We start from the raw sequence: 23403 nt of genomic DNA on the forward strand, positions 1-23403 counted from the left end.
CAAAAGTTGGATTCTTATTTGTTAATTAGTGTTTTCTTTGCTTTGATTCACCTTAAATAGACAATGGTTGTATTAAAAATAAGGATATGGAAAAAAGAGCAGGATCCATCAAATTTAAAAATCCATTTCCACCCGAAACAATACAAGCAATTCAATATGATCCAAGACAAATTATTTTCAAATACATCAACCTCACAAAATTTAACCTCAATCCACACACTGATGCCAACTCACAACTCTCAACTCCAACTCACAACTCACCACTCTCCACTCTCAACTCATTTAAATGTATACATGACAGGCCGGTGATCAGACAAGACTTCAAAATAATCAGTGAATATTTTATCGAGTCGTAAGGTTGTGACCGTCGCATGTTCGTGGGCTTCAAAGAGGGCACGGGTAATCAATATATTGTCAATAAAACTGGGCCATCCGGGATAGGAGGCGAAATCAGGGTCTTTCGCCAGTTCTGCTGTTACGAATAAAAAATCATCGGGATGATCCAGAAGTGCCTCAAAACTGTATTGTCCACTGCTCGTAGTGACATCATCATTCCAGTCCCCGGCAATAATCCAGGGAGACTCGGCCGGATCCTGAGCCAAAAGATACTCAGCAATGATCTCGGAGGCCTGATGCCTTCTTTCCCGTGAACTGGCATCCCCCATGGCTTTCATGTGAATATCCGCCACATTGAATATGAAAAGGGAATCCCCCCGGTTCCAGCGGAATTCCACATTCAACGGGGGCCGGGATGCAAAAAAATATGAATCATCCTCAAAAAGTTCCTGAATATTTAACGCCGAAAACTCTTCTTTTTGCCAGGCTATTACATAATGCATCATGTAAGTCTCTGTGGAAATAACAGTTTCGTAATCGGGTATGTTCCGGAACATGCGCTGGAAGCTGGCAGTATTTTCTATTTCCTGAAAACAATAGATATCCGCATGGAGGGAATCAAGAATGGCCTGAAGGCGGTCTATGGTTTCACCGGATTTGGGAAAATTCTGAACATTCCATGTGACAATTTCTATCTGATCCGGCTCATCAACAGAGGCGAGGGTCCACTCCGGAGCATCCGTATTTCCATCTGTCAGCTGGGCACAAGATGTAAAAAGAAGCACTGTAATCCATAACAGATATGTCATTTTTCTCAAATACATAGATTTAAATTTAAGACGAAACAGAATGGATTTCATAAAGTAAAATCCTGTATGGTAAATATTTTCAGGATATGCTATATTGCATAGATCATAAATAGTAAAAAAATGCTTATGGAGTGGTAATGAAAAAAACATTAATCCTTCTCATTCTGCTTTCAGCTGGCCTCTATGGCGCACTGCCTGATGCAGCATCTGTCGATGTCATCTCTCCGGAGAGTGACGGATCTTTCTATTATCCGAAATTCAGTCCGGACGGTGAACGATTGCTCTTAACCCGAGAACGTTTTGCCGGGTTATGGGAATATAACCTCAGAACCCAAACCCTGGTTCAGATCTCCCATGAAATGGGATCAGGGTATGAACCTCTGTACTCTCCGGATGGAAACCGGATTTATTACTTACGGGATACGTATGAAAACCATCGACGTTACAGATCCCTAATGGTTTATAACCGGCTGAGCAAGGGAAGAGATTATCTGATCGAAAACAAACGGCTTTTAACCCATCCCCTGCTGGCAACAGAAGAGGGAGTGGTCACACGGACCGGGACAAAGATTCTTGTCGTAGACAGGGACCGGAAGGCAGAAAATCCCGGAATTCGGTTGGTACACACCTTTGAAAATCATCTGACACTGTACGATAATGGCAAAGAGAAACGGCTGGCTCCATCCGGAGAAGGAAACTATGTCTGGGCATCTCTTTCTCCACGTGGTGATCAGATTCTGTACAATAAAGCCGGCGAAGGGACATTTATCTGTGATTTGGATGGCAATATCCAGGCGGAACTGGGGTATGCCAATGCTCCGGCATGGTCTCCCAACGGCCAATGGATTGCATATATGAAGGATTATGATGACGGTCATTTTATAACTGAATCGGAAATATGGCTTGCTTCGGCAAACGGGAAAGAGTCCGTGCAGTTGACAAAAACAGATGATGTCATCGAAATGTATCCCCGCTGGTCCCCTGATAATAAAGCACTGACATATCATGATCTGACAGGGCGGATCTATATAATGAAACTCCACGTGACGGAATAGGAGAGACTGATGAAAAAAATAACAATCTTTATAACACTTGTCTCATTGATGTCAGCCTCCCTCCTTTTCAGCCAGGATCTAAGCGGTATCCGTATTTATGTCAATCCAGGTCACGGCGGACACGATTCCGATGACCGATACATTGCCGCCACGGGCTTCTGGGAATCGGAAGGAAACCTGACAAAGGGTCTCTACCTTAAAACACTCCTTGAAAATATGGGAGCCACGGTAGGAATCTCCCGTACAACCAATTATACATCTGACGATCTTCCTCTTTCCACGATTTCCGCCATGGCCAATGATTTTCAGGCGGATATTTTTGAATCGATTCACAGCAATGGATTTAACGGAGAATTGAATTACACCCTCATGCTTTACAGAGGCTGGGATCCCGGAGTCACCGCCGAAAATTACGATATGACGGTAACCGGGGCTCTCTTTCCCCTGGCAGGTGAAATGGCACCTATCATGGGGACCGAAATCTATAAGTCTCACCGAACCACCAACAACCATGTCCGGGGAGATTGGAGTTTCTACAGCTGGACAGACTCCCAGGGTAACCGGTCCGGTTTGGGTGTTTTGCGTGGACTCAATATGCCCGGCACTTTATCGGAAGGATCCTTTCATGACTACGTACCGGAATCCTGGCGACTTCAAAATCTGGATTATCGCCGGGAAGAATCCTGGGCTATTGCCCGCTCATTTGTGAAACTTTATGACCAGCCGGATTTTCCTTTCCGGAATTTGTCTGGTGTCGTGCGGAATCCCCTTGAAACCGTCCCCTATTTCTATATCAATGGGACCAATGACAATAAAAAACCGGTGAATGATGTCACGGCTTCGTTGTATCAGGAAGGAACTCTTGTTGAAACGTACACCGGAGATAACAAAAACAACGGGTTTTATCTGTTCGACAGTCTGGCTCCCGGGACCTATACCCTGATTGTAGAAGCGGAAGATTTCTATCCGGATACACAGGAAGTGGTGATTGGGGATGCTTTTTACAATCACAGGGATGTAAATCTCATTTCCAGCCAGCCGCCGGTCGTCCTTGCTTCTACACCGACACAGGACGAAACATCCCATCCGGCATGGAATCCCATCACCATCTATTTCAGCCACGAAATGGATACAGCGTCCGTCAGGGCCAACCTCTCCCTGACCCCGGCTGAAGATTTGATCTTTTCCTGGAATACGGAACTGAGGATTTTAACCCTGAAAGCCACTGACGATTCCCTGGCCTTTGAAACACAATACACCCTCACCATTGGCGGAAATACACTGGGAAACCGGGGTCTGAATCTGGATGGAAACGGAGACGGTACCAGCGGTGACGATTATACACTTACCTTTACTACCAGCGCCCAGGATATTACTCCACCCTCCATTTCCTCTGATGATATGTACCCTCTGATCAGTGCCGAAAATATTGAAACCGATGTGGTGATTAATTTGGTATTTGATGAAATTCTGGCAGATGAAAATATCGATACCAATCACCTGAAACTTCAGAATTATACAGAAGATTATTTTATCGATGTGGATATCATCCACGACATCATCGGTAACAGAAGTGTGATATCCCTGGCTCCTGCAAGCGAACTCAATCCCCAATCCATCTACAGAACCTATGTATACCAGGGTGGATTGAAAGATCTGTTCGACAACTACATGTTCGACAGAACCCGGGCTTATCGTTTTACCACCGGTTATGCCTACACATCCAAAGAAACTGTGGATAATTTTGAGGTCAATTTTACCAAGTGGCACGAACCGAAATACAGCGGATCCACTGTCGGACTGGTCACAGGAACCGTGGAACAAACAACGGAAAAGGTCCTCCCAATCCTGAACAGCACCCAGGCCATGAAACTGAGTTATGAATTCGATGAAACAGCGGATGCACACCTGCTCCGCGAGTATCAGGATCCCCAATCCTTCACTTTCGATAACAGCTATCGGCTTCAGGTTTATATTTACGGTATGGGCAACAATATCTCTTTTCGATTTGCCGTGGATGATGATATCACCGGGAACGCCGGACACGAAGTCAGTCCGTGGATCAAGGTGGATTGGTACGGATGGCGTCTTGTCAGCTGGGATATCGCCAATGACGGCACCGGAGAATGGCTCGGTGACGGCTCGGTGGACGGGACGCTCCGGATGGACAGCTTCCAGTTTACCTGGCATGAGGATGCCAACCCGTCCGGTGTTCTATACCTGGATGAACTCCGAATCGTCACAAAAACAGCATCTTCCGTGGAAAATTCTCTCTCCGAAATTCCTCAAAGCATAACTCTCCATGGCAATTATCCCAATCCATTCAACCCGGAAACGACCATAGCCTTTTCGATGCCAGAAGGGCAACCGGTGATCCTGTCTGTTTACAGTATCAACGGCACCCTGATCCGGCGCTATGCCCGGCAGACCCTTTCTGCAGGATACCATGAACTGACATGGGACGGCCGGGATCAGTCCGGAAAAGAGGTTTCCAGCGGCGAATACATTTACCGGGTGGAAACCCCAACACAGGTCTCAGCAGGAAAAATGCTGTTTTTAAAGTAAAATAATAGAAAATATGTCCGCTTAAAGGGACTGTCACACCGGCAGTCCCTTTTTCTTAACCATCTCTTAACCATTTCCTGCTTTTATTTTATATCCGCTTGGAATATCTTAAGCTGTACGATACGAGGGAAAAGGACCATGAACGAAAAAATTGCCATTGTCGATGACGAAGCGGACATTCTGGAGTTGGTCTCACTGCATTTAAAGCGCTCAGGCTTTAAAGTGGAGACATTCAGCGACGGAAAGAGTTTCTATGATTATCTGAAAAACAACATCCCGGATCTGACCATTTTGGATCTCATGTTACCGGATATGGATGGGCTGGATATTTGCCGGGATATTCGGAAAGATCCCCGTCATAACAACATGCCGGTGGTGATGCTTACAGCCCGGGGAGACGAGACAGATACCGTATTGGGACTCGAACTTGGGGCTGATGATTACGTGACCAAACCTTTTTCCCCAAAAGAGCTTGTGGCACGGGTCAAAGCAGTTTTGCGCCGGGGAATCTCATCACAGGATTCACCTCTTCTGAATATTAACCAGGAAGTATTTATTGATACGGAAAAATATGAGGTCACCTACCGCAACAAGCCTGTCCCTCTTACACCCACCGAATTTCGCATCCTTACTATTTTGTGTGAGCGGAAAGGAATGGTGTTCAGCCGTGATCAGATACTGGACAGACTGTGGGGAAACGAAAAAGCAGTATTAGACCGGACCATCGATGTCCACATTAAACACATCCGGGAAAAACTGGGGGAAGCCGGAAAATATATCAGCAATCTCCGGGGTATCGGATATAAAGTTGAGGAATAAGTGAATTCCATTTTTTACCGTGTGTTCAGCCGTTATGCCTTTATTATCCTGATACTTTCTGTCGTCATTTTCCTCTTTTCCTTTACCATCATCCGTACAAATCATATCAACACATTGTCGTCTTCCCTTGAAAATCTGGCCATCTCTTTGGAAGACAGGGTCCTGGAGTTAATCCGGCAAAAAGATTACTCCCAACTGGATGCATTTGTAAAAGAGAAGGGAAAACATATCAACGCCCGGATCACGGTCATCCGGAAAGACGGTGTGGTTTTAGCCGATTCCGAAGCGGATCCTGCCGTCATGGAAAACCACAGAGACCGGCCAGAAATCATGGAATCCATTACAGGCCGGATCGGCAGGAGTGTCCGTTTCAGTACCACCGTTCAGACGGAAATGCTCTATATCGCCATGCCTTTATTACAAAACAGCGATATCACGGCTGTCTTACGCTTGAGCCTTTTTTTGGAGGATATCAATACTCTTCTGGCTACCCTCCGGAACCGTTTTCTGATGATCACCCTCATTTTTATTGCTGTTGCCATGGTCCTGGCTTTTTATTTCGCACGGGACTTATCCAAGCCCATCAAAGAACTGGTGTCCACATCCCGACGTATTGCCGAGGAGACACTGGATATCACCTATCAGGATAATCCTCAGAATGAAATCACGTTTCTGGCCAATAATTTTGATGAAATGGCGGCGCAAATTACCCGGCTCTTTGCCAAGACAAACCGTCAGAAAGAGGAACTCCGGGCAGTGATTTCTGCCATCCAGGAAGCAGTGGTCGTCCTGAATCCCGAAGGAAAAATTTCCCTGTATAACAACAGCTTTGCCAGTCTGGCCAAACGGAATAATCTGAAGCATGTCCCCATCGAGGATGTCCTGCCGGATAAATTTACTACTCTCCTCCGCCATGTAAACCAGGAGAACCGGTATTACACCCGTGAAATTGAACTGGATGGACAAATTTACCTTTGTAGCCTGAACTGCCTGAAAACCCGGAAAGAGATCGTGGTGCTTTTACACAATGTGACAGAACTGAAAAATCTTCGCCAGATGAAAAGGGATTTTATAGCCAATGTCTCTCATGAATTACGAACACCCCTCACATCCATCAAAGGATTTATTGAAACACTCCTGGAAGATGAAAATCCCGAAACGACCCGGTATTTGAACATCATCAAACGGAATACAGACCGGCTTATCCATATTGTGGAGGACCTTTTGATCCTTTCCGAAATGGAAAAAAGGGATTTTACATTGAAAATCGATACTCTTAATCCTGTGCATCTCATCGAAAATGTCAGTTCCATATTCAAACAAAAAATGGAAGCCAAGGGACTCGAACTCATCCTGAATCTTCCGGATCATCTGCCATCCCTGGAAGCCGATGAATTTAAGCTGGAACAGCTCTTTGTAAACCTCATCGATAATGCGGTCAAATATACCGAGACCGGCTCTATAACCATTTCAGCCCGGGCAGATGAAACGTCGATCTATTTTTCTATCGCTGATACGGGCATTGGTATCCCCGAAGATGATCTGAACAGAATCTTTGAACGTTTTTATGTGGTGGATAAATCCCGGTCCCGACGGGTTGGCGGAACCGGTTTGGGACTTTCCATTGTAAAACATATCGTTTTACTCCACCAGGGATACATCAGTGTGAACAGTGAGAAGAAAAAAGGGACTGAATTCCTGATTACGCTTCCTCTTCGTCATACGACTCTTCTTACATAAAATATAAGCTTTGCTCATTATTTTTTCCTGAGTGTTCATTTTTTATTCCCTCTTCTTTGCTGTAAATTATGCCATGAAATTTTCTGTACATAAAATGTTTTCGGTAATCATACTCATTCTTTTACTTCAGGGTTGTGCCACCTGGGATTTCATGCCTGCCTCCCGGCAGCTGATGACTGAAGAAGACCTGAACCGGAAAACACTGACCCTTTACACACAGATTTCCGAACAAAACAAGACAATCAACACATTACAACAGAAAGTGGATTCCCTTCAGACACTCCTTGACAGCACAGGCCGTTTCCTGCACAAAAAGGATATCGAGATTGATCAGCTGAGAGCTGAAATCCGGGTATTAAACCAGGAAAACGATGCACAGATGCGCTATCTGCAGGATATGATCATTGAGCAAAGCATTACCCTGGATTCCCTGTTTGCCGAATTTGTGGAACAACAGGATTTTGAACTCTTTCTCACCGATTTAAGGGATGTCCCTGATGATAAACAGTCCGCCCTCTTCCTGCAGAAGCAGCTTGGAACCCTGAAAACAGGTTTCGATTCCCTGACCCAACAGATCCGCACCGTCGTTCAGCATCAGAATTTTCTCCGCCAGGATCTGAGTATTGTGGAATCTTCCATCATGGATATCATCAAATTTTCTTCGGAAAAATATCTCCGTGAAATTGAAAAACGCCACAATAAAGTCATGACTGAACAGGAATCACTGGCCCGGCGCCAGGATTCCCTGATAACCGCTTATAACACTTTGATGGAAGGGCTCACGGATTTTGCCGTAACTTTGCAGGAAGACCGGATTCTTTTCAAAGATTCTGTGGAAATTGCGCTAAAAAATTATGACCAATATCTGGACTCACTCCAGCGGGATGTGATTACATGTCTGGAGGATCAGGCGAAGCTTCAAACACAGCTTCGATTCTTCAGGGACAGCCTGTCCATACCTGAGCCTCTTTTACGGGAACCTGCAAAAACTGACAGTCTTTCAATCCCATATATACCGCAAGATACTCTTCAAAACCATGAAAACTAAATGGTGCGTTCTCGTACTGCTTTTATGGCAAAGCAGCATATTAACGGCTGACATTCGGGCATTCCGTTTCAGCCGGAAAGGTGTTTCTCCGTCTAATTTAACCCGCATAATCAGTATAGATCACGTAGATAAAGACAGCATCACAGCCTATGCCAATGACCGGGAGTGGAAAGCTTTTTTGCAAATGAACATCCCTTATCGTTTACTCACACCTGTTAGGACTTCCAAAGGACTGGACATGACAAACGAAGATCTCAGGGATATCCAGTGGTCCAAATATCCTACTTACCCGGCTTATCTTGCATTAATGGCCTCTTTTAAAAAGGAGTATCCGAAAATCTGTCGAATCGATACACTGGGCTATTCAGTCCAGGGAAGATTACTGATAGCGGCAGAAATCAGCGGAAATCTTAAGGAGAAAGAAGAAAAACCCGGTTTTTTCTACACTGCCCAGATGCATGGTGATGAAACCGCCACATCGATTTTAATGTTACGGTTGATAGACACCCTCCTCAGTTCTTATGCCGATTCATCGGATATTTGGCAGCTTGTGGAAGAAACCCGTATCTGGATCAATCCCCTGGCCAATCCGGACGGTGCTTATTATACCAGCGACAGCACGCTGGATGGATGCATCCGATACAATGCCAACGAAGAGGATTTAAATCGAAATTTTCCAGATGCCCGTCATGTTCCAAATCCCAACACTTCGCCCCGGCAACCGGAAACACAGGCTATGATGGCCTTTGCCGAAAAAAACCAGGTTCACCTGTCTGCCAATTTTCATGCAGGCAATGAATGTGTGAATTATCCCTGGGATTCTACACCGGACAGGCATCCTGAAACGAACTGGTTCATATCCATCAGCCGGGAATATGCAGACACTGTCCGCTTTTATGCGCCGGATGACTATTTCAATGAATTTAATGAGGGTGTGACAAATGGCTGGGACTGGTATGCCATTTACGGCGGCCGCCAGGATTTCATGAATGATTATCACAGTTGCAAGGAAGTGACGATTGAAATCAGTGATATAAAGCAATATCCGGCAGGACAACTGGGAGAACTGTGGGATTATCATAAACGGTCTCTGTTACATTTTATCAAACGGGCCCATGAAGGTCTTAGGGGTGATTTCAGAACACGAGAACAACTCCCTGAATCAGTAGAAATCCTGAATCTCCCGGGGGTGGTAATTCCCTTGGAAGCGTCCGATTCCCTTTTCTTTTATCCCCTGGAAGCCGGAAAATACGACATTTGTCTCCACTATCCTGACAGGACGGATACACTCTTTCAGGTGGAAGTGCAATCCCATCTGCTGACGGATATTACACGCATACCGGTTCACACAGATCCTCATCCCTATACACCCGCAACATTTGTCTTGAATCCTCCCTATCCCAATCCGTTCAATCCAGAAACGGCAATTCAGCTTTACACATCCATGCCGCAAAAAACATCCTTAATCATTTATAATATCCAGGGATGTCAGATTAAAACCCTTTACAAGGATTTTTTATCGGCAGGAACACACACATTCCGCTGGGATGGAACACAAGACGACGGGAAAGAGGTTTCTTCGGGGATTTATATCATATCCGCTGAAAATAACCGTCAAAAAGTCCGGCAGAAAGCCTTAATGATACGCTGAGAAAAATATGGATCTGATGATACAAAACGGCCTGGTTTACATCGGTGACGGAAAATCACCGATAAGAGCGGATATTGCCATCCGGGAAGGAAAAATCATTCACATTGACCGGTCTGTTCACGAGCATGCAGACACCGTTATTGATGCAAGTGGTCTGGCGGTATCTCCTGGATTTATCGATGTCCACAGCCATACCCATGCTGAATTGCTGATCAACCGCCAGGCGGAAAGCAAAATCCGGCAGGGTGTTACCACAGAAATCTCAGGCAACTGCGGCATGTCTCCCTATCCCCTGTCGGGACACAATGAGAAAACATGGCATGATCGATCTGAACAACTCTTTGGGGTCAGGACCTCCTGGAGAACCCTTGATGAATTTTTTCGTCAACTGGAAGATCCTGGTATCAGTATCAACTACGGGACATTTACAGGGCATGGAGATTTGCGGATTTCAGTGATGGGAAATACGGGTCGTGCTCCGGATCGCGTAGGCCTGCAAGCCATGATCCGGCAACTGGAACAAACTCTTGATGAAGGAAGTCTGGGTTTATCTACGGGACTGGAATACGCACCGGGCAGCTTTGCCGAAACGGAGGAACTGGTCACATTATGCCGAGCGGTATCCGCCCGTGGCGGCCGGTATGCTTCCCACATGCGGGATGAAGGTGATTACCTGGAAGAAGCGGTGGGAGAGGTCATCCGGATATGTCATGAAGCGGATATACCGGTTCAGATTTCACATTTGAAAGCCTGCAATACGCCCAACTGGCATAAGGCAGACACGGTGATCGCCCGGATTCAGGAGTTGATTGATCTGGAATATCCCATCGGTGTAGACCGTTACCCCTATACAGCGTATGGAACAACACTGGAGATCTTTCTTCCTTTATGGAGCCGGGAAGGCGGGACTGAAAAAATTCTGGAACGGCTGGAAGATGCCGGGACCTGTGAAAAAATCAGGGACTATACAGACATGAAAATTGCCCACATGGGTGGTGCTGACCGGATTTTAATCAGTTATGTAAGTCATGAAAACAACCGTCACTGGGAAGGTTATTCCGTTGAAAAAGGTGCCCGGGAAACCGGATTATCTCCCTTTGAATTTATAAAAAAACTGATGATTGATGATCAAAACGGGGTTGAAATCGCCGGGTTTGCCATGAGTGATGAAAACACGGAGAAAATATTATCCAGTCCCTGGGTCTCCATCGGAAGTGACAGTGTCACCTGGGCACCATACGGAGCCTTGAATGTGGGAAATCCACATCCTCGCGATTACGGATCATTTCCGAGGGTTTTAGGGCATTACAGCCGGGATAAAAAGCTCTTTCCCCTTGAAGAGGCCATCCGTAAAATGACATCCCTTCCTGCCCGTCAAATGGGATTAAAGAAACGAGGATTATTGGAAAAGGGGTATTTTGCAGATCTAGTTATATTTGACCCGGTACATGTTGCAGATACCGCCACATTCGTCAATCCCAAGCAATATCCCACAGGGATTCACACCGTCATTGTCAATGGGAAAATCGTCCTTCAAAAGGGCCGGCATACCGGGCAATTGCCTGGAAAAATACTCCGGAACGGCGAATAAATCAGCGCCGACGTCCCATGATCCGCAACATCATGATAAACAGATTGATAAAATCCAGGTAAAGTTTCAGGGCTCCTAAAACAGCTACTTTCTGATATGATTCGGCATCTGATCCACCCATGACAGCCATCTCTTTAATCTTCTGGGTATCATAAGCCGTTAAACCTGTAAAAACCAAAACGCCCACATAACTGACAATCCAATAAAGGCCTTCACTTCTTAAAAACAGATTCACTACAGAGGCAATCAAAATTCCGATAAGGCCCATGAATGCCAGGCTCCCCAGGCCCGTCAAATCTTTCTTTGTAAAATATCCCCAGGCAGCCATGGCTCCAAACATGGCCGCTGTAATGATAAAAGTGGAGGCCAATGATTCACTGGTAAACGCCATAAAAATGACAGATAACGTGAGTCCGTTCAGTGCCGAATACCCTAAAAATGTCCAGGTTGCCGTTGCAGCAGTCATACGGTTTATCGCTGCGGATAAATATATCACCAGTCCCAGTTCTGCGATAATCAGTCCAAAAAAGACAAAAGGTGTTCCAAAAATAAATTGTTGAAGCGCTTCGGATGTAAAAACTCCCCTGGCCACCACACCGGTCACCACCAGTGCTGCCGTCATCCATCCAAAAACTTTCGTGACAAATTCCTTTTGTGCTTCAGCTACAGCATCCGACCGGACTGAATGACCCGTATATACTGTATGATCAAAGGGACGCAAACGGTTCATTGTTTTCCTCCTTTTTTTGAAAATATACGCTCAAACGGGGATATGGTTTCTTGGGGATGTTTAGTTGAGAATGGAGAATGGAGAATGGAGAATGGAGAATGGAGAATGGAGAATTGAGAATTGAGAATTGAGAATTGAGAATTGAGAATTGGGAATTGAGAATTGAGAATGCGGAATTGAGAATGGTGTTTTGATTCAATAAGCATTTTGAAAAACGACCTGATCACCAGTCACCAGTCACCAATCACCAGTCACCAATCACCAGTCACTAGTCACCAATCACCAATCACCAGTCACCAATCACCAGTCTCCGCCAATAATTCCAGTACTTTATCTGTAATCAAATCCGTTTCATCAGATTTCAGGAGATGGCCATTAATGAGGAAGGAAAAAATGAGTAATTCTCCGTTGCGGGTCGTCACATAACCTGAAAGACCCCTTGTATTGGCTATGGTCCCGGTTTTTGCATGGACGTTCCCTTCGGCAGGTGTTCCCTTCATCCGGTTTCTCAAGGTTCCATCCTGCCCGGCTACGGATTGTATTTCGTACCAGACGGGCCAATAGGGTGAATGGTACATGGCTTCAAGAATGGTCACCAGCTGGGACGGGCTCCAATAATTATATCGGCTAAGTCCGGATCCGTCAGCATACACATAGCTGTCAGGGGCTATGCCCCACGCTTCCAGTTGTTTTTCGACCACTTTTCGTCCGTTTGAAAAAGAGCCCAGGCCGTATACATCATACCCCAGCAGCCGTGCCATGGTCTCTGCATAGAGATTCTGGCTTCGCTTCATGAGCCCTTTCAGGATATCCCGAAAAGGCGGTGAATCATGTACATAGAGAATTTCTGTACTATCCCGCCAGGATTCATCTTCGATATCATCACAATCAACAACAGGTCCATTGACTGAGATTCCTTCATCAAGCAGTGTTTCTTTCAAAGCCGTGCCATAAAAAAGAGTCGGATTAAAAATAGATGGTGAAACCATAAACGATGCATCACCGGCGAGGACATATCCGTTGATCCGAATTATATTGGATCCGTAATCCCGGTCCACCCGGATTTTGGTTTTTCCTGTATCCCCCACCACCACATCTGTTTCAATGGTGAAATAGGAGGATTCCACATTGGGTTCCACCAGGAGTTCTCCGTCGGGCATCAAGGGCGGTGTAATGATAAGATCCACATAATTTTCATTAAACTGGAGAGCATTGATTTCTGCCGCATACCATACATCCAGATAATCAAAACTCCAGCCGCTCCCTATCCGCCGGTTGTCAAAAGCATCGTCATCCCCGATGATCCGTCCCTCAATTTCTCGGATACCCATCGCTTTCAAACGTCGTGCCCAGTCTTTAAACACATCCCTGGGATCAAAGAAAAAACGCTCGTAAAGGGTTGGATCACCGTTACTGAATACAATCAGATCACCGGTAAGAATGGAATCTTTGATTTCTCCATTTGTGGTTACCAAGCTTTTAAAGCGGTAATCCGGTCCGAAATGTGTGAGTGCAACAGCCGTAGTTGGAATTTTATTGTTGGATGCCGGCATAAACATTCGGTTTTGATTTTTTTCATACCAGATCTTACCTGTTACAGCCGATTTGATTTGCACACCCCAAAAGGCATGGTCAAAGAGAGGATCATTGAAAAGAGAATCGATTCTTGCTGCCGTTTCATTTTCCCATTTTTTCTCTTTGACAAAAGGATTTATCGTGGCACAACCATTAAAAGCAATCATTCCGATAAGCAAAATGCAGATAATGCGTATTTTCATGTGTACACCTTTATTCAGGGGGCAGTCATCAGTCGACAGTCGTGAGTCGACAGTGGACAGTCGTGAGTATGTGTCGAAATCGAGTTTATCACAAAGAAACTAGATCTCACGTTGAAATTCGATTTCATCCCGGATAGGTAGGTTTTCATAGCCGAAGGGCTGAATTTCAGGTTTAACTTTCCGGGAGTATTTAACCACCTCATCCTCAAAGACTTTCACTTTCTTGAATCCATTCCGTTCCAGAAATTCCATCCGTTTGACATTATCATTCGTTGTCAGCATTTTAATCTGGTGGATATCCTGATCCCGCATCACATCCAGGACCTTTTCTAGGAGAGAAATACCGATACCTTTGCCATGGACCACGGTATCCAGAGAAATTATCTGGCAGACATTGTCCTTCACACGATACGTGATTACACCCACCGGCATTTTATGCATGAAGGCAATAAAACCGGGGAGTTCTGCAGGTAAGTTCTTTTCTCCTCTGAATACGAGAGCTTCAGTCCGCCAGCGCTGGCTAATCCATACGGGAAGCCAGATTCTGTCCACATCTCTGATTGGCTTAATCGTAATCATGTCTTTCATGAGATATACTCCGTTCTGATTATTCCTGCCATAAAAAAAGCCTCACACGAGGCTGGTGTGAGTGTGGAAGGATTCGAACCTTCGACCAACGGCTTAAAAGGCCGCTGCTCTACCAACTGAGCTACACACCCGATATTCAAAAAGCCCGAAAGTATAGAAAGATTAATTCCAAGAAGCAATAAAAACATCACGACTTTTCTTCCCTTTCATCCACACCTTCCTGCAATTTCCTGTACAGCGTTGGTTCACTGATTTTCAATTCGCGTGCCGTTTTTCCCTTATGCCCTTTAAACCGGTCTAACATGTTTCTAATATAAATATACTGAAATTTTTTGGTTGCTTCATCCAAAGAAAGTCCCGGTGGAATATTCTGATCTTCGATTCTGGGTTTTTGAGTGAGGGATTCCGGCAGATCACTGACATCCAGGAGATTTTTCCGTGAGAAAATCATTGCCCGTTCTACAATATTTTCCAGTTCCCGTACTTCCCCCCGCCAGGTATAATTTTTGAGGATTTCCTGGGCTTCCCGGGTCATCCCCAGTATATTTTTACCCATGGATTGGTTGAGTTTCCGGATAAAAAAGTCAATTAGGAGAGGAATATCTTCTTTCCGCTCAGACAGCGTCGGTACGGGGATATGAATCACATTCAGGCGGAAATAGAGATCTTCCCGGAAATGAGCATTTTCAATTTCCTTCCGGGGGTCACGATTGGTGGCAGCCATAATGCGCACATTCACCCGGACCGGTACACTTGCACCGTCGGGAAGGATTTCTTTTTGTTCTACGACCCTTAGCAATTTAAGCTGTGCACTTAAAGGCAGATCGGTAATATCATCCAGATAAAGAGTTCCCGTATCCGCCTGCCGAAACAGCCCGGGATAGACATATCCCCCCTTTTCTTCATACCCAAACAATTCTTTCTCAATCTTATCTTCGGGATAGGCATTGCAATTGAGTGACAGGAAAGGTGAGTTTTTTCGAGGACTGTGATAATGGATAGTCCGGGCAATCAATTCTTTGCCTGTCCCCTGTTTACCCACGATAAACAAATGACTGTCACTATCAGATATGCGTCGAATCAGGGTTAACAAACGCATCATGGCAGGGGATTGGCCCACGATATGTTTAAAGTCGTATTGCTGATGAATCTCATGACGGAGCCGGGCATTTTCCAACAGCAGTTCTTTGTGATCAATCAGCTTATTCAGTTTCAGAATCAGGCTTTCAAATTTAAAGGGCTTGATAATATAGTCAAAGGCTCCCAGTCGGAGAGCTTCAATTGCCGTTTCCATAGAAGCATAAGCCGTTACAATAATAAAAAAGACCTCCGGGGCTTTATCACGGACTTCTTTCATAAGATCGAGTCCGCCCATGCGTGGCATATCAATGTCTGAAATCACCACATCCGGCATCCGGGTTTCCATTTTAGACAGGGCTTCTTTTCCATCACCAGCCTGATCACATAGAAATCCCCGTTTTCGGAGGATAGTCATCAGGGCTTCCCGGAAAATGGGATCATCATCGACCAGAAGAATTTTGTATGCCACGCATATCTCCTTTGAAGACCGGAAGTATAATTTTTACGGTTGTTCCGCATCCTTCTTTACTATCAAGAGCTATCTTTCCACCCATGGATGTCACAATATGGTGACAAACCCATAAACCCAGACCGGTTCCCTGGTTCTCTGACCGGGTAGTAAAAAAGGGCTCAAAAACCCGTTCCAGGTATTTCCGTGGGATACCTTCCCCGTTATCTAAAATCTCAAGGGTGATCTGGTCATCCAGGACTGTCGACTTTATCCGGAGCACCGGCTTTTCACACTGGCGCATGGCATAGCCGGCATTTAAAAATACATTAATAAATACTTGAAGTAATTGATCATAGGCAAAATAAACAGGTGCCCCGTCCCGGGTAAGTTCCTCAACAATCCGGACATCCTTGAGGATTGCATCAAAACGGACAATCCGGATTGCATCCCGGACCAGGGTGTTCACGTTAATAATTTCCTGTTGACCCTGAAGGGGGCGGCTTAGATCCACCAACTGACGGACTGTTTTGGACAGATATTCCACCTGTCGGGAAATCATGCCCAGGGTATTTTCGACGTATTCATCACGAACATGAGCTTCCAGCATTTGCACAAGGGAACTGATGGATACCATGGGCTTTGAAACATCGTGGGCGATGCCAGCGGCTAACTGTCCCAATGCAGACAATTTTTCACTTTGAGCCATCTGTTTTTCAAGCCGGCTTCGTTCTGTAATATCGTGGCCAAAAAAGAGGAGGACGGACTGACCGTACTGAAAATCCACCAGGAGTTTTACATTCCATAAAAGCTGCCTTTCCTCTCCTTTAGGTGTCCGGTATTCTATTTCCAATTCTTCAAATCGTCCCTTTTCCTTCAGGTTATTCCGCAATTGCCGACGATCAGAGGATTTGAGCTGCAAAACATCCAGAATAACTTGATCCAGGCGTTCCTGTTTCCGGAGATCCAACACCTTTTCAGCCCAGGGATTCATATCTTTGATCCGATATCTGGCATCCGTCCGGATAAACATGATATTTGCCGTAGAAATCAGTTCATGAGTATACCGCTTCTGTTGGCGAAGTTCGATTTCCAACTGCCTTTCATGGGGGATATACTGGAGCAGCAATCCAAGAGAATCATCTTTGTCTTCCAGGTATCTGAGAGTGACCAAAAATAAAACGCGGTTCGTTTTACCTTTCTTCAAAAAAAGATACACAGCCTTTTCCCGAAGCAGCACGGGCAGACATTCACCCCAATTGTGAAAAGGACTCTTCGTCCAGTCTACCAGAGTTTGAAAAAAAACCGGCAACTCCCCCGGGAAATATTTCTCAAAATCATCAGAAAGGGAGAGTATTCGTCCCTCCCTGCTAATTGTAATTTTTCCGGATCGAACCATGGATAATACATATCCTCCTTTCCAATAGGTTAATAAATTATTTTATGATTATCAACGGCTGAATCCTTTATTTTTTGAAAAAACCAGCGTACTTTTCATTATGGATATTCATTTTTTCAGACCCGTTAAGCTCTTCATGGCAGTTTTATATAATAAACAGGGCGATCCGGCTGATTTTATTCCCCACTTAGCCCGGATTTTTTCACCGGTGGATTATCGAAGTCCTGTTTACCCATTTGATCACACCCATTACTACGAAGAAGAAATGGGTTCTTCTTTATCCCGGATACTTCTGAGCTTTGAAAGACTTATTTCCCCAGACACCCTGGCAGAGATCAAGCATCTTACCCGGGTTGTTGAAAGCATATACAGCCACGGGGCAAACCGAAACATTAATTTGGATCCGGGATATCTGGATCTGGATAAAGTTGTACTGGCATCGGCCAAATACGGACGGCAAAAAATTCCGTTGAAAGATGGGATTTTTGCCGATCCTACTCTGGAATTCACCCGGCATAACTTCAAGCCCTTTGAGTGGACTTTTCCGGATTTTTCTACCCAATTATACTATGAAGATTTAAGACACATCCGTGTGATATATAAACACCAATTACGTGAATTGACCTAATTTGTATCGAATGTCCGACGGGTTCTGTCTTTAAAAACCCCGGGGAATTTCAGAATCCGGTTATGCATGACCACGTAGATACCCGGCTCCACAAGTCTGGCAGCGATCAGGCTCTCTGTTACATTTTGTACGGCATCGCTGTCTCTGAATTCATACGGACGCATAGCCCCGGTGAAAATAATGGGACAAGGAGGATTTTTTATTTCATGGTAGAGTAATTCACCTGTGTTTTCCAACGTATCGGTCCCATGGAGAATGATCACCGCATCGCCATTTTTCATCTCCAGGCGTGTTAAACGAAGGACCAGGTCCCGGTCCTCATCGGTCATATCCAGAGAGTCCTTGAAGATAATGTTTCTTTGCTGTATCTCCAGATCCGGCAGGCGGAGAGAACCCAGAATTTTCGTCAGGATTGAACTGTAATTCTTTAACGACCCATCCTGCTCATTATAGGTTTTTTCGATGGTCCCGCCGGTTGTAATGATGGTTATTTTCATATTTTTCTCATTTTGAACGTTCAAACGTTCAGACGTTTAGACGTTGGGACATTGTTTAGACGTTGAGACGTTGGGGCGTAACATTTTGTCCGTCTATGTTACAAATATAAAAAAATGGAGTGAATGATGAAGAAATATTTTCTATTGATTTTGGGGATTGGCTTACTGGCTGGATGCAGTAAGCTGGAAAACAACAAACAGTTCAACACAACAGAATATGGAGCAACCATGTTAAAATATCCTTATAAACGGGCTGACCTTCCCTTTGGCCTGAACGATCTGGAACCTTACATGGATACCAAAACAGTGGATATCCATTACAACAAACACCACAAAGGTTATACGGACAAACTGAATGCGGCGATCGCCGGCACAGATCTGGAAAAAAAGAGTCTGATCGAGATTTTCAGAAACGTTAGTCAATATCCGGATGCAGTCCTGAATAACAGCGGTGGTTTTTACAACCATGAACTTTTCTGGGCACATCTGAGTCAGGACGGAGCAAAAAAGCCATCGGGAAAACTTGCAGAAGAGATCAACAAGACCTTTGAATCTTTTGAAACCTTTCAAAAGGTCTTTGAAAGTGCTGCTGCGAGCCGATTCGGCAGTGGCTGGGCCTGGCTGAGTGTGGATTTCAACGGCCGTCTTTTTGTAAGTTCAACTCCCAATCAGGTGAATCCCCTGATGGATGTGGCCGAAGAACAGGGATTTCCCATTCTGGGCATCGATGTGTGGGAACATGCATACTACCTTCTCTACCAGAACCGGAGACCGGAATACATCAAAAACTTCTGGAATATTGTGAATTGGGATGTGGTGGGCAAGAACTATGAAAATGTCTTGAAGGCGTTGTAGGACAGTCGTCAGTCGTCAGTCGAAAGTCGAAAGTCAAAAGACAGTAGCGAGGTACGAGGAGCGAGCCCCGTGAAATACGCTTCGCTGATTTCACAGGGGAGGGGTGAGAATCTGTAAGGGCGAACCTTGTGTTCGCCCGAAGGATTGTCTGCCTCATGAAAAGGGACCGAATTTATTGGAATATTTCACGAGGGGATTTGATTGATTAGATTGTTGTGTTTAGCTGAACTGAAGATGAGATTATAGGAGAGATGGAATATATGATTTCGGTTAGATGACGCCCCCCACCCCGGGGGTAAGATACACCGAAATCCAATATGAAGCAAGTTTATATTGTTATTCGTATATTTGTTTTGACGAATTATATATAACAGCTTGAGACCTTATATTAATCATCCCGGTCATTGAGTTAATAGGTGACAGTCGGCAGCAGACAGTCAACTGAGGCACTTTTTGCCGTTCAATTGCTTCGCTCAGTAATCAAACGCCTTCAGCGTTTAAATATTCAAAACTCACTCCGCTCGTTTCAATAATTCCATTAACCTCAACCTCCCCTGTGAAATACGTTCCACTAATTTCACGGGGCTTAACCTTAACCTTAACCTCCCCTGTGAAATACACTGCGCTCATTTCACGGGGCTTAACCTTAACCTTATTCTTCTCTTGACATTCACTCAAAAAATCCCTGAATTCTAATACAAACAAAAGGAATCGCCATGAAAATATGGATTCTTTTTTTTCTTTTGATGTGTCAGGTTTTTTTATTCGGAGAGGATTACGATAGAGCCCGTGAAGAGATGGTCCGGTATCAGCTTGAAAACAGGGACATTAAAAACAAAGTAGTTTTAAATACCATGAAGAGTGTCCCGCGACACGAGTTTGTACCGGATAAAGAGAAACGCAATGCGTACGATGACAGGCCTTTGCCTATAGGTTACGGACAGACAATCTCTCAGCCTTACATCGTGGCTTATATGACACAGGTTATTGATCCCAAGCCGGAGTACCGCATTCTGGAAATCGGAACCGGATCCGGCTATCAGGCAGCGGTTTTGGCGGAAATTGCAGATTCAGTCTTTACCATAGAAATCGTTAAGGGATTGGCAGACAGGGCACAGTCGGCTTTGGAGGAAAACGGGTACGCTAACGTGGTAATCCGGCATGGGGACGGGTATTACGGTTGGGAATCGAAAGCTCCCTTTGACGCTATTGTGGTTACCGCCGCTGCGGAACATATCCCCCCGCCTCTGATCAAACAGTTGAAACCGGACGGAAAAATGATCATTCCGGTAGGGTCACCCTTTATGATTCAGAATCTGATGCTGGTTGAAAAGAAAGGGGAATCTGTCCGGACCACCTCCCTCTTCCCCGTCCGTTTTGTCCCCCTGACCCGGGAACCCCGATGAACGATACTGCCAGCCGCAGGAACATTTCTCTCGGACTCCTTTCCGGAGCAATCATCGCCTACCAGATAGCCCTGATGAACGCCTTTTCCCTGATCCAGTGGGATCATTTTGCCTCCATGATGATATCTCTTGCGCTCCTGGGTTTTGGGGCTGGGGGAACCGTCCTGACGCTATTTAAAACGTGGCTGACAGACCGGCAGGCTGTCATTATTCCCCTTCTCATGATTCTCTGCGCTTTTTCCTTGGCACTTGCCTTTCCCCTTTCCCGGACAGATGGAATCCGCTTTGATTCATACCTTCTCTTAACCGGCGGAGAACAAATACTCCGTTTCATCTTAACAGCTAATCTTCTGTTTCTTCCCTTTTTCTTCGGCGGACTGGCCATTGGCATGCTTTTTACTGTGCGGGTAAAATCCATCAGTACGCTTTATGCGTTTAACCTGGCCGGTTCGGGAGTCGGAGGAATATTAGTCCTCCTTCTCTTTTCCCGTTTCGAGCCCCACCACATACCCATCCTTCTTGCCTCAATCCCCCTGGCAGCAGGATTGCTATATCCAAAAAAACGGGCCTGGCAGCTTCTCTATGCCGCGGGAGGATTCACCTTACTGACAATCCTCCTGGTTTTTTTCTCCTTTCCGGAACCCTCTCCGTCTCAGTTTAAAGGGATTCGCTCGGCACTTCAGCTTCCGGAAGCTCAATGCGTGTATGAAAAACCCACTCCCTACGGTTATTTACAGATTGTCAAATCCCCTGCACTGCGTTATGCTCCGGGGTTGAGTCTGCAATACCGGGATCCCATCCCTTCCCGGCCGGTTCTGTTTTCCAACGGCAATCAAAGAGGTCCCCTGGCAGAATTCCCTTCAGAGAATACACATCATCTCTATGAATGGTCCACCCTGAATCTCCCTTACACTCTTAGAAAGCCGGATAAAATCCTCATCCTTAATGCCGGGACAGGCGATCTTGTTTCTCATGCCCTCTCCCATCATCCAAAACAGATTATCGCCTGTGAAAGCAATGAAGGAATCCTTTTGGCGATAAAAGGTTTTTATGGAGAAAACACTCCCTTTGCATCCCCACTCGTCAACATCCACATATCGGATGCTTATACCTATCTTCTATCCACAAGAGAAACGTATGATCTGATCCAGCTCCCTGTTCTGGGGACTTTCGGCGGATCATCCGGGCTCGATGCGCTTGAAGAACACTATTCCCTCACGCTGGAAGCCTTCGAGACCATGTGGCAACGACTGGAACCGGACGGTATGATCAGTGTCTCCACCTGGATGGATTACCCTTCCCGCTACCCCCTGAGAATCCTCACGACCCTGAAACGCTTGACCGGCGAAGACCCTTTCCGTCATCTTGCCGCGATCCGAAACTGGAATATGATTACTTTTCTCATGAAAAAAACACCACTCTCTTCCAGGGAAATTCAAACAATAAAAACCTTTTCTGATTCCCTGGATTTTGATGTGGTTCTTTTACCCGCTGGTAACAGGGATTCGTCATCCTACACTCATCACCAGTTACAGAATTCATCCTTTTTTCATGCCGTGGAAGCGATTTTAGGCAATAATGAAGACTCCTTTTCAGAAGAATATCCATTCCGCATACAGCCGGCCCGGGAAAACAGTCCCTATTTTTCTCAATTCTTAAAGCCGGGTCGAATTCATGAAATCATGGATTATCTGTCCAGAGATGCACTCCCTTTTCTGGAGCTGGGATATCTGATTCTCATTCTCACGTTTATCGTTGTAACACTCATCGCCGTCATTCTGATTATAGTGCCTCTGATTTTTCATCAGCCGGGTGTTTTCCATTCAAAGCGGACTCTCCTTTATTTTTCCGGATTGGGACTGGCCTTTATGTTCGTGGAGATTGTATTGATTCAGCGATTTATTCTCTTTTTCGGAAATCCTCTTTATGCCGCATCCGCCGTCATCAGCGGGATTCTCATCTTTTCCGGGGCCGGCAGTTATTTTTCCACCCGTCTGGAAAGCAGCCGGCAAACAATCACGTATGTCAGTGCAGGAATTTCCGTTTTTCTCCTCCTCTTAGCGCTCGGTCTGACTCCCGTTTTGAAAGCCGTGATCCATTACCCCTTTATCCTGAAAATTTTTATCAGTCTTCTTATTGTAGGGCCTGTGGCTTTTCTCATGGGAATACCCTTTCCACTGGGACTCAAACGACTGAATCAGACCAATCCGGCGGATATTTCATGGGCCTGGGGAATCAACGGATGTCTGTCCGTGATCAGCAGTGTTCTGGCGGCAATTCTGGCGGTGGAAATCGGGTTTACGGGAGTTATGATTATTGCGGCGATCCTATATCTGGGAGTTCTGAGTTCTGAGTTCTGAGTGCTGAGTGCTGAGTTCTG

General features: G+C 45.4%; 19 protein-coding genes and 1 tRNA gene. 11 read left to right on the forward strand and 9 right to left on the reverse strand.

What is annotated here, in order from left to right; translation table 11 throughout:
- Positions 1-278: 278 nt before the first annotated feature.
- Positions 279-1145, reverse strand: coding sequence for an endonuclease/exonuclease/phosphatase family protein (locus strainIA91_RS06825; RefSeq protein ID WP_400166034.1), 867 nt, complete (start codon positions 1143-1145; stop codon positions 279-281).
- 137 nt (positions 1146-1282) lie between these two features.
- Between strainIA91_RS06825 and strainIA91_RS06830 the strand changes: the two genes are divergently transcribed.
- From strainIA91_RS06830 to strainIA91_RS06860, 7 genes are all read left to right on the forward strand, one after another.
- The gene (locus strainIA91_RS06830; protein WP_400166035.1) at positions 1283-2200 is read left to right on the forward strand and encodes a TolB family protein; all 918 of its coding nucleotides are present in this window, start codon (positions 1283-1285) and stop codon (positions 2198-2200) included.
- Positions 2201-2209: 9 nt separating this feature from the next.
- Complete coding sequence (locus tag strainIA91_RS06835) at positions 2210-4765, forward strand: Ig-like domain-containing protein (protein WP_400166036.1); 2556 nt, start codon at positions 2210-2212, stop codon at positions 4763-4765.
- A gap of 138 nt (positions 4766-4903) precedes the next feature.
- The gene (locus tag strainIA91_RS06840) at positions 4904-5584 is read left to right on the forward strand and encodes a response regulator transcription factor (RefSeq protein WP_400166037.1); all 681 of its coding nucleotides are present in this window, start codon (positions 4904-4906) and stop codon (positions 5582-5584) included.
- On the forward strand, positions 5585-7324 hold the full coding sequence (locus strainIA91_RS06845) for an ATP-binding protein (RefSeq protein WP_400166038.1): 1740 nt from the start codon (positions 5585-5587) through the stop codon (positions 7322-7324).
- Between the two features lie 73 nt (positions 7325-7397).
- Positions 7398-8372 (forward strand): hypothetical protein, encoded by a 975-nt coding sequence (locus strainIA91_RS06850; protein ID WP_400166039.1) that lies wholly within the window; start codon positions 7398-7400, stop codon positions 8370-8372.
- Positions 8362-10023 (forward strand): M14 family zinc carboxypeptidase, encoded by a 1662-nt coding sequence (locus strainIA91_RS06855; protein ID WP_400166040.1) that lies wholly within the window; start codon positions 8362-8364, stop codon positions 10021-10023. Before strainIA91_RS06850 ends, strainIA91_RS06855 begins: the two co-directional genes overlap by 11 nt.
- Before the next feature lie 16 nt (positions 10024-10039).
- Positions 10040-11614 carry an amidohydrolase family protein gene (locus strainIA91_RS06860; RefSeq protein WP_400166041.1) on the forward strand — a complete coding sequence of 525 codons (1575 nt, stop codon included), beginning with the start codon at positions 10040-10042 and terminating at the stop codon, positions 11612-11614.
- Position 11615: 1 nt separating this feature from the next.
- Here strainIA91_RS06860 and strainIA91_RS06865 read toward each other — a convergent pair whose 3' ends face one another.
- From strainIA91_RS06865 to strainIA91_RS06890, 6 genes are all read right to left on the reverse strand, one after another.
- Positions 11616-12344, reverse strand: coding sequence for a Bax inhibitor-1/YccA family protein (locus tag strainIA91_RS06865; RefSeq protein WP_400166042.1), 729 nt, complete (start codon positions 12342-12344; stop codon positions 11616-11618).
- A 293-nt stretch (positions 12345-12637) separates the two neighbouring features.
- Positions 12638-14122: a D-alanyl-D-alanine carboxypeptidase/D-alanyl-D-alanine-endopeptidase gene (gene dacB / locus strainIA91_RS06870; protein ID WP_400166043.1), complete on the reverse strand. Its 1485-nt coding sequence runs from the start codon at positions 14120-14122 to the stop codon at positions 12638-12640.
- Positions 14123-14221: 99 nt separating this feature from the next.
- Positions 14222-14710: a GNAT family N-acetyltransferase gene (locus strainIA91_RS06875; RefSeq protein ID WP_400166044.1), complete on the reverse strand. Its 489-nt coding sequence runs from the start codon at positions 14708-14710 to the stop codon at positions 14222-14224.
- A 58-nt stretch (positions 14711-14768) separates the two neighbouring features.
- A tRNA-Lys gene (locus strainIA91_RS06880) sits at positions 14769-14841 on the reverse strand.
- Between the two features lie 56 nt (positions 14842-14897).
- Positions 14898-16259 (reverse strand): sigma-54-dependent transcriptional regulator, encoded by a 1362-nt coding sequence (locus tag strainIA91_RS06885; RefSeq protein ID WP_400166045.1) that lies wholly within the window; start codon positions 16257-16259, stop codon positions 14898-14900.
- A complete protein-coding gene (locus strainIA91_RS06890; RefSeq protein ID WP_400166046.1) occupies positions 16231-17637 on the reverse strand; it encodes a nitrogen regulation protein NR(II) in 1407 nt (468 codons plus the stop codon). The genes strainIA91_RS06885 and strainIA91_RS06890 overlap by 29 nt, the downstream gene beginning before the upstream one ends.
- Positions 17638-17737: 100 nt before the next feature.
- Here strainIA91_RS06890 and strainIA91_RS06895 point away from each other — a divergent pair, with 100 nt between their 5' ends.
- Entirely contained in the window at positions 17738-18265 is a 528-nt protein-coding gene (locus strainIA91_RS06895; RefSeq protein ID WP_400166047.1) for a DUF4416 family protein, read from the forward strand.
- Here the strand turns inward: strainIA91_RS06895 and strainIA91_RS06900 are convergent.
- Positions 18262-18762 (reverse strand): asparaginase domain-containing protein, encoded by a 501-nt coding sequence (locus strainIA91_RS06900; protein WP_400166048.1) that lies wholly within the window; start codon positions 18760-18762, stop codon positions 18262-18264. The two genes, strainIA91_RS06895 and strainIA91_RS06900, sit on opposite strands and share 4 nt — an antisense overlap.
- A 123-nt stretch (positions 18763-18885) precedes the next feature.
- On the opposite strand from strainIA91_RS06900, the gene strainIA91_RS06905 reads away from it, so the two are divergent.
- A complete protein-coding gene (locus tag strainIA91_RS06905; RefSeq protein ID WP_400166049.1) occupies positions 18886-19617 on the forward strand; it encodes a superoxide dismutase in 732 nt (243 codons plus the stop codon).
- A 480-nt stretch (positions 19618-20097) separates the two neighbouring features.
- Here strainIA91_RS06905 and strainIA91_RS06910 read toward each other — a convergent pair whose 3' ends face one another.
- Positions 20098-20322 carry a hypothetical protein gene (locus strainIA91_RS06910; protein WP_400166050.1) on the reverse strand — a complete coding sequence of 75 codons (225 nt, stop codon included), beginning with the start codon at positions 20320-20322 and terminating at the stop codon, positions 20098-20100.
- A gap of 11 nt (positions 20323-20333) precedes the next feature.
- On the opposite strand from strainIA91_RS06910, the gene strainIA91_RS06915 reads away from it, so the two are divergent.
- Positions 20334-21023, forward strand: coding sequence for a protein-L-isoaspartate(D-aspartate) O-methyltransferase (locus strainIA91_RS06915; RefSeq protein WP_400166051.1), 690 nt, complete (start codon positions 20334-20336; stop codon positions 21021-21023).
- A complete protein-coding gene (locus strainIA91_RS06920) occupies positions 21020-23383 on the forward strand; it encodes a hypothetical protein (RefSeq protein ID WP_400166052.1) in 2364 nt (787 codons plus the stop codon). The genes strainIA91_RS06915 and strainIA91_RS06920 overlap by 4 nt, the downstream gene beginning before the upstream one ends.
- Positions 23384-23403 lie beyond the last annotated feature (20 nt).

The sequence above is a fragment of the Candidatus Neomarinimicrobiota bacterium genome, from assembly GCA_041154365.1.
Lineage (GTDB): Bacteria > Fidelibacterota > Fidelibacteria > Fidelibacterales > Fidelibacteraceae > Fidelibacter > Fidelibacter multiformis.